Annotated in this window: 15 protein-coding genes; 8 read left to right on the top strand and 7 right to left on the bottom strand. The window is 70.2% G+C overall.

Annotated elements, in window-relative coordinates:
* Window positions 1-193 precede the first annotated feature (193 nt).
* Both YIM_RS22920 and YIM_RS22915 read left to right on the top strand, forming a co-directional pair.
* A complete protein-coding gene (locus YIM_RS22920; RefSeq protein ID WP_228004918.1) occupies window positions 194-1,276 on the top strand; it encodes a maleylacetate reductase in 1,083 nt (360 codons plus the stop codon).
* Window positions 1,273-2,166 (top strand): dioxygenase, encoded by an 894-nt coding sequence (locus YIM_RS22915; protein WP_153032290.1) that lies wholly within the window; start codon window positions 1,273-1,275, stop codon window positions 2,164-2,166. Before YIM_RS22920 ends, YIM_RS22915 begins: the two co-directional genes overlap by 4 nt.
* On the opposite strand, the gene YIM_RS22910 is transcribed toward YIM_RS22915, so the two are convergent.
* Window positions 2,167-2,769, bottom strand: a complete 603-nt coding sequence (locus YIM_RS22910; protein ID WP_153032289.1) for a TetR family transcriptional regulator — start codon at window positions 2,767-2,769, stop codon at window positions 2,167-2,169.
* Between the two features lie 97 nt (window positions 2,770-2,866).
* Here YIM_RS22910 and YIM_RS22905 point away from each other — a divergent pair, with 97 nt between their 5' ends.
* The 3 genes from YIM_RS22905 to YIM_RS22895 all read left to right on the top strand — a co-directional run bounded on the left by YIM_RS22905 (window position 2,867) and on the right by YIM_RS22895 (window position 5,266).
* On the top strand, window positions 2,867-4,000 hold the full coding sequence (locus YIM_RS22905; protein WP_194240263.1) for an NAD(P)/FAD-dependent oxidoreductase: 1,134 nt from the start codon (window positions 2,867-2,869) through the stop codon (window positions 3,998-4,000).
* Entirely contained in the window at window positions 3,997-4,725 is a 729-nt protein-coding gene (locus tag YIM_RS22900; RefSeq protein ID WP_153032288.1) for a DUF3159 domain-containing protein, read from the top strand. Before YIM_RS22905 ends, YIM_RS22900 begins: the two co-directional genes overlap by 4 nt.
* A gap of 334 nt (window positions 4,726-5,059) precedes the next feature.
* Window positions 5,060-5,266 (top strand): hypothetical protein, encoded by a 207-nt coding sequence (locus tag YIM_RS22895; RefSeq protein WP_153032287.1) that lies wholly within the window; start codon window positions 5,060-5,062, stop codon window positions 5,264-5,266.
* Window positions 5,267-5,548: 282 nt separating this feature from the next.
* On the opposite strand, the gene YIM_RS22890 is transcribed toward YIM_RS22895, so the two are convergent.
* The 6 genes from YIM_RS22890 to YIM_RS22865 form a co-directional block, all read right to left on the bottom strand.
* On the bottom strand, window positions 5,549-6,592 hold the full coding sequence (locus YIM_RS22890; RefSeq protein ID WP_153032286.1) for a methyltransferase: 1,044 nt from the start codon (window positions 6,590-6,592) through the stop codon (window positions 5,549-5,551).
* Window positions 6,585-7,811 carry an isochorismate synthase MenF gene (locus tag YIM_RS22885; RefSeq protein ID WP_153032285.1) on the bottom strand — a complete coding sequence of 409 codons (1,227 nt, stop codon included), beginning with the start codon at window positions 7,809-7,811 and terminating at the stop codon, window positions 6,585-6,587. The genes YIM_RS22890 and YIM_RS22885 overlap by 8 nt, the downstream gene beginning before the upstream one ends.
* A 26-nt stretch (window positions 7,812-7,837) precedes the next feature.
* Complete coding sequence (locus YIM_RS22880; protein ID WP_153032284.1) at window positions 7,838-9,022, bottom strand: acyl-CoA dehydrogenase family protein; 1,185 nt, start codon at window positions 9,020-9,022, stop codon at window positions 7,838-7,840.
* A 2-nt stretch (window positions 9,023-9,024) separates the two neighbouring features.
* Window positions 9,025-9,702: a response regulator transcription factor gene (locus YIM_RS22875; protein ID WP_153032283.1), complete on the bottom strand. Its 678-nt coding sequence runs from the start codon at window positions 9,700-9,702 to the stop codon at window positions 9,025-9,027.
* 35 nt (window positions 9,703-9,737) lie between these two features.
* A complete protein-coding gene (locus YIM_RS22870; RefSeq protein WP_153032282.1) occupies window positions 9,738-10,346 on the bottom strand; it encodes a malonic semialdehyde reductase in 609 nt (202 codons plus the stop codon).
* 80 nt (window positions 10,347-10,426) lie between these two features.
* Entirely contained in the window at window positions 10,427-10,768 is a 342-nt protein-coding gene (locus YIM_RS22865; RefSeq protein WP_153032281.1) for a hypothetical protein, read from the bottom strand.
* 352 nt (window positions 10,769-11,120) lie between these two features.
* Here YIM_RS22865 and menD point away from each other — a divergent pair, with 352 nt between their 5' ends.
* The 3 genes from menD (at window position 11,121) to YIM_RS22850 (ending at window position 15,157) form a co-directional block, all read left to right on the top strand.
* Window positions 11,121-12,788 carry a 2-succinyl-5-enolpyruvyl-6-hydroxy-3-cyclohexene-1-carboxylic-acid synthase gene (gene menD, locus YIM_RS22860; RefSeq protein ID WP_153032280.1) on the top strand — a complete coding sequence of 556 codons (1,668 nt, stop codon included), beginning with the start codon at window positions 11,121-11,123 and terminating at the stop codon, window positions 12,786-12,788.
* A 116-nt stretch (window positions 12,789-12,904) separates the two neighbouring features.
* Window positions 12,905-14,461 carry a phosphodiester glycosidase family protein gene (locus tag YIM_RS22855; protein WP_153032279.1) on the top strand — a complete coding sequence of 519 codons (1,557 nt, stop codon included), beginning with the start codon at window positions 12,905-12,907 and terminating at the stop codon, window positions 14,459-14,461.
* A gap of 213 nt (window positions 14,462-14,674) precedes the next feature.
* Window positions 14,675-15,157: a VOC family protein gene (locus YIM_RS22850; RefSeq protein WP_228004917.1), complete on the top strand. Its 483-nt coding sequence runs from the start codon at window positions 14,675-14,677 to the stop codon at window positions 15,155-15,157.
* The last annotated feature ends 31 nt before the right edge of the window (window positions 15,158-15,188 follow it).

Genomic DNA, 15,188 nt, shown 5'->3' with positions numbered 1-15,188 from the left:
GCCTCGAACGAGCGGTGCCGCGAACCGGCACCGGAGAATGGTGGCGACGAGCGTCCCCCCGCGCCACCAAACTTGTCAAGTGGAAAGTTTCGCGCCGGTGGCGGCACTGAAGGAATCCCCTAGGCGCGCGGGGACGCTACCGATTCCGGCGCGATGGCAGCCGGCTCTAGCCTCGGCAGTCACGGTGCTCGCCGTGACCGACCTGAAGGAGGCCCACGTGGTGCGGTTCGTGCACGACACGCTGCCTCAGCGAATTCGATTCGCCACGGGCGGAGCCGCCGGCCACCTGGCCGAGGAAGTCACCGAAGGCGGCTTCCGGCGCGTGATGGTGATCGCCGCCGCTGCCGAGAAAGAGCCGGCCGAGCACGTGGCCAGGGATCTCCCTGTTGTGCTGTGGCATCACGAAGTGGCGATGCACGTACCCGCCGACGTCGCCGAGCGCGGCCGCCAAGCGGCTGCCGAGCATCGTGCCGACGTGCTGGTCTGCGTCGGCGGCGGCTCGACCACCGGCCTGGCCAAGGCGATCGCGCTGACCACCGGCCTGCCGATCATCGCGGTTCCCACCACCTACGCCGGTTCCGAGGCGACCGACGTCTGGGGAATCACCACCCACGCCCGCAAAACCACCGGCACCGACCGGCGAGTGCTGCCCCGGACGATCGTCTACGACCCCGCGCTGACCCTCACCCTGCCGTTGGACGTGTCCATCGCATCAGGACTCAACGCGCTGGCCCACTGCGTGGACTCCCTGTGGGCGCCCCGGGCGAATCCGATCAACGCCGCCTTCGCCGGCGAAGGCATCCGTGCCCTGAACACCGGACTCCCCCAGATCGTCGCCGACCCCGCCGACATTTCCGGGCGGGAACTGCTCCTGCACGGCTCCTACCTGGCAGCTGCCGCGTTCGCCTCGGCGGGTTCAGGACTGCACCACAAGATCTGCCACGTGCTCGGCGGCATGTTCGACCTCCCGCACGCGCAGACCCACGCCGTTGTGCTGCCGCACGTGCTGGCCTTCAACGCGCACGCGGCGCCGGAAGCCGAGTCGCGGATCGCCACCGCGTTCGGCACGGCCTCCGCGACGGCCGGCCTGGCCCGGCTCCGGTCCACACTCGACAGTCCGGTGTCGCTGCGGGAGTACAGCATGCCCGAAAACGGTATTCGGCCCGCGGTCCAAGCCATACTGGCAGCGGCACCGGCGGACAACCCGCGGTCGCTCACCGCTGACAACCTCACCGCCCTGCTGCACGCAGCCTGGGAAGGAGCCCCACCCCGATGACCACCCGCGACGACATCCAGGCGAACCGCGAACAGCAACTCGTCGAACGCGTCATCCGCTCCTTCGGCTCCTGCGCCGATCCCCGGCTGCGGGAACTGATGGTTTCGCTCGTCGGGCACCTGCACGCCTTCATCCGCGAAACCCGGCTCACCGAGCGGGAATGGGCCGCGGCCATCGACTTCCTCACCCGGTGCGGGCACATCACCGACGACAAGCGCCAGGAGTTCATCCTGCTCTCCGACGTACTCGGCGCGTCCATGCAGACCATCACGGTCAACGACCACGCCAAGGCCGACGCCACCGAGGCGACGGTCTTCGGGCCGTTCTTCGTCGAAAACGCTCCCGGCATCCCCTTGGGCGGGAACATCGCCGGTCCGGCGGCCGGAGAACCCTGCTGGGTCGAGGGACGGGTCACCGACACCGGCGGAACCCCGCTGGCGGGCGCACGCGTCGAGGTGTGGGAAGCCGACGAAGACGGCCTCTACGACGTCCAGTACGACGACGACCACACAGCGGGCCGAGCCCACCTGTTCACCGACGAGCACGGCCACTACTGCTTCTGGGGCGTCACCCCCACGCCCTACCCCATCCCCCACGACGGTCCCGTCGGCCAACTGCTCGAGCACACCGGCCGCTCCCCCATGCGTGCCGCGCACCTGCACTTCATGGTCAGCCACCCCGGCCACCGCACCCTGGTCACCCACATCTTCGTCCGCGGCGGCAGCCACCTCGACACCGACACCGTCTTCGGCGTAAAACCCTCACTCGTCAAGGACTTCCAGCGCCAGCCGGCCGGAACCCCGGCGCCAGGCGACCGCGTCATCGACGGCACGTGGACCCGAGCGCGATTCGACATCGTGCTCACCCCGGACTCCAGCTCCGCCCCTTAGTCACAGCGCGTCACCCAGGCAGTGCTGCACGAGCGGTCCGAACCGGCTGACCAGCTCGTCGACGGACGAGGACGCGATCGGTTCGATCCGCACGATGTAGCGCGCCACGGTGAGGCCCAGTAGCTGGACGTTCACCATGCCGGCCCGGATCGCGGCGTCCGGTGTGCCGAGCAGCGTCGCCAGCCGGCCGGTGATCTCCCGGTCGATGTATTCGCGGAGCAGGGTTTCGGACTGGTCGCTGGTCCTGGCCGACCGGGTGAGCAGCGCGAGCGGGGTGCGGCCCGATGCGTCCATGTTCTCCAGGAGCGTCCGGACCAGGCGCTCACCGAAACCGTCGAGGCCGCCGGTGAAGGCCGATTCGATGGCAGGCGGGACCTGCGCGGACAGCTCGATCGCGGCGGCGAACAGGCCCTGTTTGTTGCCGAAGAAGTAGAACACCATCGCCGGGTCGACCTCTGCCTCGGCAGCGACCGCGCGCACCGTGGTGCCGCCGTAGCCGTGCTCGCCGAACAGGGCGCGCGCCGCGTCCAGGATCCGCTGCTTGCTCTCCGCGCCGGTTCGCCAGCGCCCGGGGCGAGCGGCGGTCGACCTGTCTTCTGCCATGGCCGGTGAGTCTATCCGAGGTTTCTTCATCGTTGGTGGAGTTTCTCGCCAAAGCCCCGTAGCGTGAACTTCATCAGTGATGAAGAAAGGGGTCGGGATGAGGGTGATCGTGATCGGCGCCGGACTGGGCGGGTTGACGCTGGCTCAGGGGTTACGCCGGGCGGGGATCGATGTCGCCGTGTACGAGCGAGACGACGCGCTGGGGCGCGCGCAGGGCGTCAGCTTGCATGTCGACGATCGAGGCGCCAACGCACTGCGGGCGTGCCTGCCTTCGGCACACGCCGCGATGGTGGAGGCCACGATGGGTGGGCCGCGCGAGCAGACCGTGGCGTTGGCCGAAGCGGATGGAGCGCTGACCGTCGTGGGCGCTCAGCCGTCCGACGGCGTGGCGGGCCGGGCGCGGCCCGGGCGGCAGGTTCATCGTCCGTTGCTGCGTGCGGTGTTGCTGACCGGGCTGGAGGACGTGGTTCGGTTCGGGGCGGAGTTCACGCGGTTCGAGCAGCGAGCCGACGGCACGGTTCGGGCGTGGTTCGCCGACGGCAGCACGGACACGGCGGACGTGCTGGTCGGCGCGGACGGGATCGGTTCGGCGGTCCGCCGTCAGTATCTGCCCCACGCACGGGTGGTCGACACGGGACGGCGCATGCTCATGGGCGCGACCGCGCTGCGGGCGGTGACCGATACCGGGCTGCCTGAGCTGATCGGCCACAGCCCCGCCGGCATGCGGGTGGGCGACACGATGATGGTCGTGGGCGTGCTGCGGTTCACCGAGTCGCCGATGGCCGCGCGGCAGCGGTGGCTGCCCGCGTTGCCGCTCGGTGCGGTCGCCGGGGTCGAGGACTATGCGATGTGGGCTTTGCCGATCACGCGGGAGCGGATCGGTTCGGCCGGGCCGTGGCACCGGGCCAAGGAGTTGATCGCCGACCTGCCCTCGGCCATGCGCTTGGTCGTCGCCGAGACGTGGCCGGACCTCACGGTCGCGCTGCGCGGCGGGACGATCCCGCCGATACCCGCCTGGCCCGCCGGCCCGGTGACGGTCCTCGGTGATGCCATCCACCTGGCCCCGGGCTTCGGCGGCAACCTGGCGATGCAGGACGCGCACCACCTCCGCGAGGCACTCGTCGAGACGTATCACGGCCGGCTCGAGCTGATCGACGCGATCGGCACGTACGAAAACACCATGCGCCGCAACAGTTTCCCCGCGCCCGTCCCGGCGACGGCGGGCGCATGAGCCTCAGGGGGCTGTCGCAGAAGTCGTTGTCCTTGTTCGCCGCGGTGGGTGGCTGGCGCACGGTCGCCGAAGGAGTCGCGTCCCGGGTGCTGTTCCTGATCGCCTACCTGGTGACCGGTCAGGTAGCGGCCTCCGCATTGGTGGCGGTCGGTGGTGTGGTGGTGTTCGCCGTGGTTCGGGTATTCACCGACCGCAAGTACTGGCAGCCGGCGGTCGGGCTGGTCATCGTGGGGGCCTCCGCGTTGCTGGCCGGGAGCACCGGTCAGGCGGTCGACTTCTACCTCCCGACCGTGCTCTGGCAGGCGGGTGGAGGTGCGGTGTTCCTGGCGTCCATGCTGGTGCGGTGGCCGGTGATCGGGTTTGCGGTGGGTGCGGCACGCGGCGAACGGTTCGGCTGGCGACGAGACCCCGCGCGGCGACGGCGCTACCAGCTGTGCACGGCGATCTTCCTGGCCAAGTACGGCATCGCCACGATGGTGCTGGTACCGCTGTACCTGACCGGGCAGTTGATTCCGCTGGGCATCGCCGCCACGCTGCTGGGCGGCGCACCCGCGCTGGGCGTCTGCGTCTATCTGTGCCGGCGGATCCTGCACACCCGAACCGACCCCAACCCCGGCGCCAGGCGACCGCGTCATCGACGGCACGTGGACCCTAGCGCGATTCGACATCGTCCTCACCAGACGGTGGATGGCAGGAGATCGTGGGCGGCCAATGCCCGGAAGTAGGTGCTACGGCGATGGATGTGGCACACGTAGCGGCCGCCAGGGCGCAGTAGCCTGGCGAACTCGGCGAATCCTTCGTACAGGGGCTCCAGGACTCGTACGTCTCGCACCGACCGACGATCACCACGACCAGCAGGTTGGCGATCATCACGTCTCCGGCCTCGGGGGCTTGAATCGCCCAGCCGAGCAGGAAAAACAACGAAGGCGCAATCATTTCACCACGCTTGCCTCCACCATGAACCCGCAAGCATCGAACGAAGGAATTAACACCCGTCATACGAGGAGCAACATTGTTCATGCGTAAATTGGCCACAGTTTTTCCGGCGCCGTCGGCCTGATGTTCATAGCGGCACCGATCGCTTCCGCGGGGACCACATCGACCGACTCGATCGAATTCATCTACGGCTCGTATCCGACCGAGGAAGCCTGCGTGCACGACGGACAGCTCGGTGAGTACTTCGGCACCTGGGGGCACCTGGATTGGGCTTGCTTCTACTCCACGAGCCAGGGCGCCTGGCTGCTGAGCATCAACGACGAAGCGTAGACGTAACCGTCGCCGCAACTCACGGTCCAGAACGCAGGTTCATCGCTGGATCGGTCGCCGAGTGGCAACAACCCGCTCCGGGGGCGCATGACCTGCCCCCCCCCGGAGCGGACCATCAGGCGGGCGCGGCGTTGCCTCATGTCGATATCGTCGCCCGACCACGCGAACATGAACACGACGCAGGCCAGTCAGGCAGGAACCTGATCGTCTTCCGCGGCCGAATGGGCGGTCACGACTCAGCGATGTCGTTGAACACGCACAAAAGCCAGGCTGAATAGGACGTTATACACCGTGGTCGAGGACCGCTTCGATGACGCTCGACGCGGATTCGGTGGGCACCAGGCGTTGCGCCCGCAGCCCGGCTTTTTCCAGCAGAACACCGTATTCCCCGGCGGTGCGTTCACGACCGTGGGTCATCGTGGCCATCACGAGGTCGAGCATCTTGCCGAGATGGGGTTCGTCGCCGCCGGGGAGCACTTTCTCCACCACGAGCAGCCTGCTGTTCCGTGTCATGGCGCCCGCGCACGTGCGCAGGATCCGCACGCACGTGTCGTCGTCCCAGTCGTGCAGGATGCGCGACAGCAGATAGGCGTCCGCCCCGGCCGGCACGGCTTCGAGGAAATCGCCGGCGGCGACCTGGCACCGGCCCGCCAGGTTCGCCTCGGCGTGCCCGACGACGTCGGGCCGGTCGAAGAGAACCCCGGTGAGGTGCGGGTTCCGGTCGAGCACGGCCAGCAGCAGCGTGCCGATACCACCACCGACGTCCACGACCCGTCCGGCCCACGACAGGTCGTAGGCGCGGGCGACGGCGGCCGGTTCACCGCCGTGCGTGGCGATCATCATCCGGTTGAACTTCTCCCCCGCCGGCGGATTCCCGGCCAGGTACTCGAAGAACGGCATGCCGTAGACGATCTCCGGCCCGGTCCGGCCGGTGGCGACCCGTTCCGGCAGCACGCGCAGCGCGTTCCAGAACTCCGGCCCCTGCATGGTCAGGACCAGCTCGCGAGTGCCGGTGGGATGTCCCTCCCGCAACGTGTCGCCGACCTCGGTCAGCGAATACCGCTGGGCCGGGCCGGTTTCCGTCCCCGGCTCGGTGCGCAGCAGTCCGGTGCTCGCCAGCGTGCGCAGCAACTGGTGCAGGGGAACGGCTTCGACGCCGAGTTCGGCGGCGAGCCACTCGGCGGAGCGGGGTCCACCGGCGAGCAGGTCGATCACGCCGAGATCGGTCACCGCGTACATCGCCCTGGCCACAAAAACCGTGTGCATGGTGTCCAGCACCAGTCCAGGAGCCTGCCGTGGTGGCGCGCCGTCCTCCACGTCACTCATCCAGCACCCCGCGCATCGCGGCGAACTTGGCTTCGGTCTCCCGGAGTTCGGTGTCCGGATCGGACTGGGCGATCAGCCCGCACCCGGCGAACAGCCGCGCCCGCCTCCCGGACAGCTGGGCGCAGCGCAGCGCGATCCCCAGTTCACCGTCGCCGTCGGCGTCGACCCAGCCGACCGGTCCGGCGTACCGGCCGCGGTCGAGTCCTTCACCGCCTTCCACCGCCGCGATCAGCCGGACGGCCTCGGTCCGCGGCGTGCCGCCCACGGCGGCGGTCGGGTGCACCGCTCCGGCCATTTCCAGCAGGGTGGCGCGCTCCGGTGCGAGGTCGCCGGTCACGTCGGTGGCCAGGTGCGCGATCGACGGCAGCGACAGCACAAAGGGACCATCGGCCTTGATCGACGTGCAGTGCGGAACGAGCGAGGTCAGCAGCGGCTCGACCGCGAACCGGTGCTCCTCGCGCAACGCCGCCGAGCGCAGCGGCTCTTCGTCGGCGCCGGGCCAGGTGCTGCCGGCGAGCACCCGCGCGGTCACCTGGTTGTCCAGTCGCCGCAACAACAGTTCCGGCGTGGCCCCGACGAGGCCCGCCACCGCGAAGGTCCAGCAATCCGGATGACGCGATGCCAGCCGCCGCAACAGGAAGCGGGGATCGATCGGCTCATCGGCCTCGGCCAGCAGGTCACGCGCGAGCACGACCTTGTCCAGCGCACCGGCGCGCAGGTGCGTCACGATCTCGGCGACCACCTCACGCCAGCGGTCCGCCGGGAGGCGGGATTCGCGCCAGCGCACGGTTCCCGGTGCGGTGACCGGCGTGGGGACGTCGGCGCGAACGGCGTCGTCGGAGCGGATCGTGGTGATCCAGGCCCTGCCCGCCCGGCGTCCGATGAGGACACTCGGCACGGTGAGCACCGAGTGCCCGGGATCGTCGCCGAAACCGAAGCTGGCGAAGGCCACCGGCCCGGTGCCGGGAAGGCCGACCTGGTCATCGATCTCCATGCGTTCCACGAGCCGCCGCCACCCCCGCTCGGCGTGTTCGAACCGCTCCGGCCCGCCGGTACCGACGCGGGCGGCCTCACCCCAGCCGACGATGCCCTCCCCCTGCCGCACCCAGGAGTGCACCCGGTGCGGGCTGGGCAACAGGGCCAGCAGGTCCGGCTCGTCTATCTCGCGGGTGCGTGCGTACAGGGTGGATTCGTGCGTGGGGATCGCTGTTGTGGTCATGCCAACCTCCGCGCCCGCTACCGGGCTCAGATCAGTTCGGTGATGTTCGGTTCCACGCCGAGCAGGGCGCGGCCGAACAGTTCGGCGTTGGCCGCCGGGTTCGCGACCGCGTGCCTGCTGGCCGCGTGGATGTCCCGCATGTACGCCTGCAGCGGGTTGGATTCCGCCATGGCGGAGGCACCGTAGGCCGAGATCAGGGCATCGACCGCCTCGCGGCACTGCCGGACCGCGTAGCCGGTGTGCAGGCGGATCCGCGCGCGGGTCAGGTAGTCGGGAAAGGTGCCACCGGCGGCATGACCGTCGACGACGTCCGCCGCGTTGTGCGCCAGCAGCCGGACGGCGTCCACCTTCGCGGCCGCTTCCGCCACGGTGAGCTGGAACGCGGTGGAGTCCGACTGCCGTTCGTAGTTGGTGAAGGAGATGCCGCGCCGGCCCGCCTGTCCGGTCACGTACTCCAGCGCGGCCGATGCCATGCCGAGGTAAGGGCCGATCATGTAGGTCGCCAGCGTCGGCATGAACGCCGATCGGTAGCGCGCGAGGTCGGGGCGGTCAGCGGGGTATTCACCGGCGACCGCGGCCTTCATCGGCAGCACGCGGTGCCGTGGCACAAAAACGTCCTCACCGACGAGCAGATTGCTGCCGGTGGCCCGCATCCCGGCGGTGAACCAGGTGTCGTCCCGGCGCAGCTGCCGCATCGGCACCAGCGCCAGGCCCGCACCGTCCTGTTCGGACAGCGGGAACCCGAGGATCGCCCACTGCGCGTGCAGGCAGCCCGACGCGGGCGCCCACGAGCCGTTGAGCAGCCAGCCGCCGTCGACCGGCCGTGCGGTGGAGTGCGGGGTGAGGACCGCGCACACCCGGGTGTCGGGGCCATCGGCGTACACCTCGCGCTGCGCGGATTCGGGGTACAGCCCGGTGATCCAGTCCGCCGAGCCGAGGATCATCACGACCCAGCTCGCGGCCGGATCCCCGTACGCGAGTTCGGCGGCGACGTCCACCGCGGTGCGCAGGCCGACCTCGTCACCGCCGAAGCGGCGGGGAACCAGCAGGCGGAACATCCCGGCGCCGGTCAGCGCGTCCACGGTGTCGCCGGTGAGCCGGCGTTGCCGGTCACCCGCCGCCCGGTCGCGTTCGAGCACCGGGCGCAGCACACCTGCCCGGTCCGCAATGGACTCCTCGCTCCCCCGGATTTCTGTGTCGGCAAGGGACATCGTCAGTTCCTCCGAGAGTGGCCGGAAGCCGTGGTGCCACCGGCGACGAACTTGTAACCACGGCCTCGGGCGGTGCGGATCAGCGTGCGGTGGTCTGGCCCGAGCTTGTCCCGAAGCCGCAGGATGTGCACGTCCACCGTGCGTTCGGTGCAGATGGCGTCGTCGGTCCAGATCTCGGTCAGCAGTTCGGCACGTGAGACCAACCGGCCCGGCCGCTGCGCGAGGTGCCGCAGCAACTGGTACTCCTTGCGGGTCAGCTCCAGCAGGCGGCCGGACAGCCGCACGGTGCACGAAACGTCGTCCACGACAAGATCACCGGCCACGAGTGCACCACGATCGCGAGCCGCCGGAGCGGGTCTCGGCCGCAGCAGGCGCAGGCGCGCCTCGACCTCGGCCGGGCTCGCCCCGGCGAGGATCAGCTCGTCGATGTCGCCGCCGATGCCGTTGCTTTCCAGTGACAGCTCGGAGGACACCACGATCACGGTGGCCCAGGGAATCGCCGACCGGACCCTGGCGCAGAGCGCGGCCGCGTCCGTCCACGGGGCACGGGCGTCCAGCAGGACCGTGTCACAGACCGGGAAGTCGTCCTCGGGTTCGGCGCGGCGCACTCGGTGCGGGAGCAGGTCCAGCGCCGGGAGCACCTCGTGCGGGTCTTCCGAAGCCAGCAACAACAGGTTCACCGGTCACCTCCTCGCCACCAGACCGCCCACAAAGGTCAGAGCACGGAAACGACCTCGTCGTATTCGAGCCGTGGCAACCGGTCGTACCACGCTCCCGGCCCCGGCTTCCCCACGTTCATCACCAGCACGGCGTGGTGCCTGCCGTCCGGGAAGAACTCGGCGTCGACACCGGCGTGGTCGAAGCCCAGCATCGGCCCGGCCGCCAGCCCTGCCGCGCGAACGGCCAGGATGGTGTAACCGGCTTGCAGCGTCGCGTTGTAGTCCGCCGCCGTCGCGCGCAGCCGCGGGTCCGCGAACATCGCCCGTGCCTCCGGCGCGTACGGCATCAACCGCGGCAGGTGCTCGTCGAACTCCCGGTCCGCCGCGAGCAGCAGGGTGATCGGCGCGGACTCGGTCTTGGCGCGGTTCCGCTCGTCCAGCAACGGCATCAGCCGCGCTTTCGCGTCCTCACCGCGGATCGCGACGATCCGCAGCGGCTGGGTGTTGGCCGAGGTCGGCGCCCACCGCAGCAGGTCGTAGATCGCACGCAGCTGTCCGTCGGTCACCGGCTCGCCGGTGAAGCTGTTCGCCGTGCGGGCTTCCCGGAACAGCAGGTCCTGTGCCCGGGGCTCCAGTTCCAGCGGAACCGTGTCGAACGTGGTCATCGGGTCGGGTCAACTCCCTCCGGTATCCGGGTACCGGCGGTGGTGACGGCCGCAGCGGGCGCCACCACCACCGGGCTGACTCAGGGAACGAGGCCGACCAGGGGGTTGAGCACCCCGTCGATCATCTGCTTGTGCACCTCGATGTTGCCGCTGGGGTCGGTGAGCAGGCTGCGCACCTCCCAGGTCGGGTCCTGGAGGTGGTAGGTGTCCAGGTGGTGCACCACCGAGCCGACCGACTCGTTCACCGCGGCGAGCGGACCGGTCGGCGCGACCGGCTCCTCGTGCGCCGAAGCCGGGCCGGCGCCCATCAGCCCGATCGCCGCGGTGGCGGTCACGACCGTGCCCGCCACCCGCAGCCACCTCTTCCCGTTCGACGCCGACGGCCCGGTCTCGGTACTGCGGTTCTGCTCGTCCTTGTTCACGGGCGATCTCCTTGTCGTTCGCTACTTCGGAGTTTCGGTAGGTTTTTTTCCAACGTGAGACGCAGTCAAGCAGGGCGTCGATTGCGCCGGGTGACGCATCAGTTCCGTCGTGGTTAAACCGGTCCTCACCGTGCTCATCCGGACGGGCGAGCGCTGCGTAACTGCGTGGTTACCACATGGTCATCCCAGGCGGCCAAAACCGGCTACTCCCCCGGCGGCGGACCTGCGAGATGACGGAGATCAGCGCGCCAAGCTGGTGATGTTCGTGAATCACCGACCACTCGGACAAGGGAACGCACTGTTGACGAGATCGACATCCGGGGTAATGCGGGCGCGGATAGATTCGGCAGCCGTGAATCCGTCAACCGTGCAGGCCACCGTGATAGTGGACGAACTCGTCCGTTGTGGAGTGCGGGACGCCGTGCTGTGCCCCGGTTCGCGCAACGCCCCGCTCTCCTTCGCGCTCCACGCCGCCGACGCCGAAGGCAGGCTCCGGCTGCACGTGCGCGTGGACGAACGCGGTGCCGGATTCCTCGCCGTCGGGCTGGGCCTGCGTTCGCGTCGCGCGGTCCCGGTGGTGTGCACGTCGGGCACCGCGGTGGCCAACCTGCATCCGGCGGTGCTCGAGGCTTCCTACAACGGCGCTCCCCTGGTGGCGATCACCACCGACCGGCCGATCGAACTGCACGGCACCGGCGCCGGCCAGACGATCGAGCAGGCCGGCCTGTTCGGTCACGCGGTCCGCGCCACCGAGCAGCTGGCGATCGCGGAACGGCGGGCCGGTCAGCACGGCCGCTGGAGGTCCACTGTGGACAGGGTGGTGGCGAGCGCGCTGGGCACGTTGTCGGGCGATTCCGGCCCGGCACAGCTCAACGTCCCCTTCCGTGAACCACTCGTACCGGATCACGAAGGCGACTGGCCCGAACCGGTGACCGGCCGCGACGGCGGCAAGCCGTGGAGCGGCATCGCACCCCGGTTCGAACACCTCGAACCGGCCGAGCTGGATCCGGACGCTTCGACGCTGGTGATCGCGGGCCAGGGCGCGCACGGGCCCGTCCCGCCCGAACTCCCCGTGCTCGCCGAACCGGGATCCGAACTGTGGCACCGGTCCCTGCGCACCGGGATGTGGCTGCTGCCGGCGGCGTTGTCAGGAGAAGCACCCTGGTTGTTCCCCGACCAGGTGGTGGTACTCGGACGGCCGACGATGCACCGGTCGGTCCAGCGTCTGCTCGCCGACGAGCGCGTCGCGGTTTTCGCCGTGCCACCGGCTTCGGCGGGCCGAGTCCGTCCTCAGTGGACCGATCTGGCGGGTTCGGTCCGCGGTGTCGGCGCACTGCCGAAGTCGTGGGCACCGCACCCGGCCTTCGGCGCGAGGTGGCAGCACACCGACAACACGGCCTCGCACCTGCTCGATGCCTCACTCGACGCCGAACCGTGGGCGACGGGACCCGCGCTCGCCGCCTCGGTGGTCGCGGCGCTGCCCGCCGATTCCCTGCTGTTCGCCGGGCCGTCCAACCCGGTGCGCGATATCGCACTGGCCGCTCGCCCTCGCGACGATGTCACGGTGATCGGCAACCGTGGTGTGGCGGGCATCGACGGCGTGGTCTCCGCCGCGATCGGCGCTTCACTGGCGCACCACGGCCCTGGCTACGCCCTCATGGGCGACCTGACCTTTCTCCACGACGCCGGCGGGTTGCTGCTCGGCCCCGACGAACCGCGGCCCGACCTCACCATCGTGGTGGCCAACGACAACGGTGGCAGTGTCTTCGCCACGCTCGAACAGGGCGCGCCCGAGCACGCCGGCGCGTTCGAGCGGATCTTCGGCACGCCGCTGAACGCCGATCTTTCCGCGCTGTGCCGGGCCGTCGGCGTCGAACACACCCTGGCCACCGGCACCGGTGACCTCCTCGGCGCGTTGCGTCCCGGGCGCGGGCCACGCGTGGTGGAGGTGCCGGTGAACCGCAGCGACCGGCGCGCGCTGCACCATCGGCTGCGCGCGGCGGTAACGCGGTTCTCGTGACCACAGTGGACTCGGCTTCCTTCGTTGTTCCTGGTTCGTTCAGGCCCGATCAAGCGCGGCGACGCGTGCGGGGCCTCGTCGGCTGGTGAACTGCATCGAGAGGGAAGGAGAACTCGATGTTCGGAGTTGTTGGGCGGCCCGTGGTCGCGGGGCTGCTCGCGGTGACCATGGCCGGGGCTGTTCCCGGCGTCGGCACCGCCGGTGCCGACGAGCCGGCCCCGATCCGGGACTGGCCGCGTACCGAGGTAGCCCCTGGAGTGACCCTGTACCAGGGGGAATCGCGCGGCCGGCCCGGCGCCGATTTCTGGACCGTGACGGTTCGGTTCGCCGCCCCGGCAGGTCCGGAGCACTTGGCCGGTGAGTCCGACGCGCGAGCTTTGGCGGGCAAGCTGCACGCCGCCGGGTTCGAGACGCGGGTCGAGCGCGTCGACTGGCCCGCCGGTGCCGATGCCGCCCCAGGCGCGGTCGGGTGGCGGGTCCGCACGGGCTCGTTCGGTGGTCGCGACGAGGCCGCGGCGCTGGAGCGTGACGTGGACGCCGCCGGCTTCGACGCCCTCGCCGAGTGGACCGGCGCGGATGCCACGCCGGGCACGGGCATCGCCCGGATCAGCGTCGCCGTCATCGACCCGAAGGTGTTCCGCGGTGAACTGACCGCGAGCTATGGAACGGCGGTCGCCGGGCGCGAAAAGCTGACGGACATGTCCGCCCGGCGGGATGCCGTTTTCGGGGTCAACGCCGGGTTCTTCGTGATGGAGGGCAAGGACGGCATTCCCGGGGCCTCCGCGGGCATCGCCGCGTACCACGGTGAGCTGCAAAGTGCCGCGACCAACGGGCGCGTCGCGCTCGTGCTCCGTGGCGACGGTTTGCGTCCGCGGGTGGCGAAGCTGTCGGCCGGCATCACCGCCTCGGCCCGCGGGCAGCAGCGGCTCATCGACGGGATCAACCGCCTGCCCGGCACGGTCCGCAATTGCGGCGGCGTCGGTGGCGACACCCCCACCGAACGGCCGCTGCACGACGTGACCTGCACCGATCCGGACGAACTCGTGCTGTTCACCGACGAACTCGGCGCCGCTACCCCGACCGGCGAAGGTGTGGAGGCGGTACGCGACCAGACCGGCCGGGTCCTCGAGGTTCGGCCGGCGGGCGGCCCGATCCCGGTGGGCGGCACCGTCGTGCAGGGCATCGGCGAGGCGGCCGGCTGGCTGACCGCCAACGCGCGGCCGGGCGAGCCGCTGCTGGTCGATCAGCGGGTCCGCGACGAAACCGGTGCGCCGGTGCGGCTGGGGCCGAGTGACGACATCGTCAACGGCGGGCCGGAACTCGTCCGCGACGGCCGGATCCGGATCAACCTGCGGGAGGACGGGATCGTCCACGACACCCCGTCCTTCGCCTACACCTGGGGGCTCAAGCGGAATCCGAGGAGCGTCATCGGCGTCGACCGGCGGGGCCGGATCCTCGTGGCGACCACCGCGGGGCGGATGCCGGGCTTCAGCGACGGGTGGGGTCTGCGGGAGGCCGCCGAGTTCGCCCGCGCGCTGGGCGCCGTCGACGCGATGGCGCTGGACGGCGGCGGCTCGGCCGGGATGGTGGTCGACGACCGCATGGTGACCACGCCCTCCGACGCCGCCGGCGAACGCGCCATCGGCGACGCGTTGTTCCTGCTGCGCCGCTGATCGTGGCGGTCAGGGCAGTTCGGGCGAACAACCGCTTGACGAAGTAACTCCGGCGGGCCCGCCCGTTGCGGATGACCGTTCGCTCCGCCTCGAACCGGCCGGTCAACGCGTCCAGCCGGTAACGGTCGACGAGCATGTCGCCGTCGTCTCGCGCGGCCACGACCCGCGACGGCGAGTCGTCCTCGTCGCCCAGGTCGCGAGGCTACTGGCAGGATGACGCGCAAAGTCGCGCGGCTGGAAGGGATCCCGATGTCCGTCCGCTACCAGTTGGTGATCGACTGCGCCGATCCCGGCCGCCAGGCCCGCTTCTGGGCTGCCGCATTGGATTACGAGTTCGCGCCGCCTCCCACCGGTTTCGCCACCTGGGGCGACTACTACCGCGACCTGGGGCTGCCGGAGGAAGAAGCGGTGACCGGCGGCGCGGACCGGATAAGCGACCCGCGGGGCGGTGGACCGGCCATCTGGTTCCAGGTGGTCCCGGACGTGAAGGCGGTGAAGAACCGGCTGCACATCGACATTCACGCCAGCGGCGAGCGGACGGACCCGCTCCCGACGCGGAAGGAGCGGGTGGACGCCGAAGCCGCCCGCCTGGTGGGTTTGGGCGCCACCGTCACCGGCGTGATGTACCAGGAGGGAATCGACCACTACGCGGTCGGCATGAGGGACCCCGAAGGAAACGAGTTCGACATCAACTGACCGGCGGCCGGTTCTTCGCCTGGTACATCCC

Origin of the sequence: Amycolatopsis sp. YIM 10 (genome assembly GCF_009429145.1) — a bacterium.
Lineage (GTDB): Bacteria > Actinomycetota > Actinomycetes > Mycobacteriales > Pseudonocardiaceae > Amycolatopsis.
This window is presented reverse-complemented; position numbering and strand designations above follow the sequence as displayed.

Coding starts and splice junctions, on each gene's coding strand:
- YIM_RS22900 (WP_153032288.1), top strand. CDS start 3,997: ATGAGCCTCAGGGGGCTGTCGCAGAAGTCGTTGTCCTTGTTCGCCGCG.
- YIM_RS22905 (WP_194240263.1), top strand. CDS start 2,867: ATGAGGGTGATCGTGATCGGCGCCGGACTGGGCGGGTTGACGCTGGCT.
- YIM_RS22885 (WP_153032285.1), bottom strand. CDS start 7,811: ATGACCACAACAGCGATCCCCACGCACGAATCCACCCTGTACGCACGC.
- YIM_RS22890 (WP_153032286.1), bottom strand. CDS start 6,592: ATGAGTGACGTGGAGGACGGCGCGCCACCACGGCAGGCTCCTGGACTG.
- YIM_RS22855 (WP_153032279.1), top strand. CDS start 12,905: ATGTTCGGAGTTGTTGGGCGGCCCGTGGTCGCGGGGCTGCTCGCGGTG.
- YIM_RS22870 (WP_153032282.1), bottom strand. CDS start 10,346: ATGACCACGTTCGACACGGTTCCGCTGGAACTGGAGCCCCGGGCACAG.
- YIM_RS22895 (WP_153032287.1), top strand. CDS start 5,060: ATGTTCATAGCGGCACCGATCGCTTCCGCGGGGACCACATCGACCGAC.
- YIM_RS22880 (WP_153032284.1), bottom strand. CDS start 9,022: ATGTCCCTTGCCGACACAGAAATCCGGGGGAGCGAGGAGTCCATTGCG.
- YIM_RS22915 (WP_153032290.1), top strand. CDS start 1,273: ATGACCACCCGCGACGACATCCAGGCGAACCGCGAACAGCAACTCGTC.
- YIM_RS22850 (WP_228004917.1), top strand. CDS start 14,675: ATGACGCGCAAAGTCGCGCGGCTGGAAGGGATCCCGATGTCCGTCCGC.
- YIM_RS22910 (WP_153032289.1), bottom strand. CDS start 2,769: ATGGCAGAAGACAGGTCGACCGCCGCTCGCCCCGGGCGCTGGCGAACC.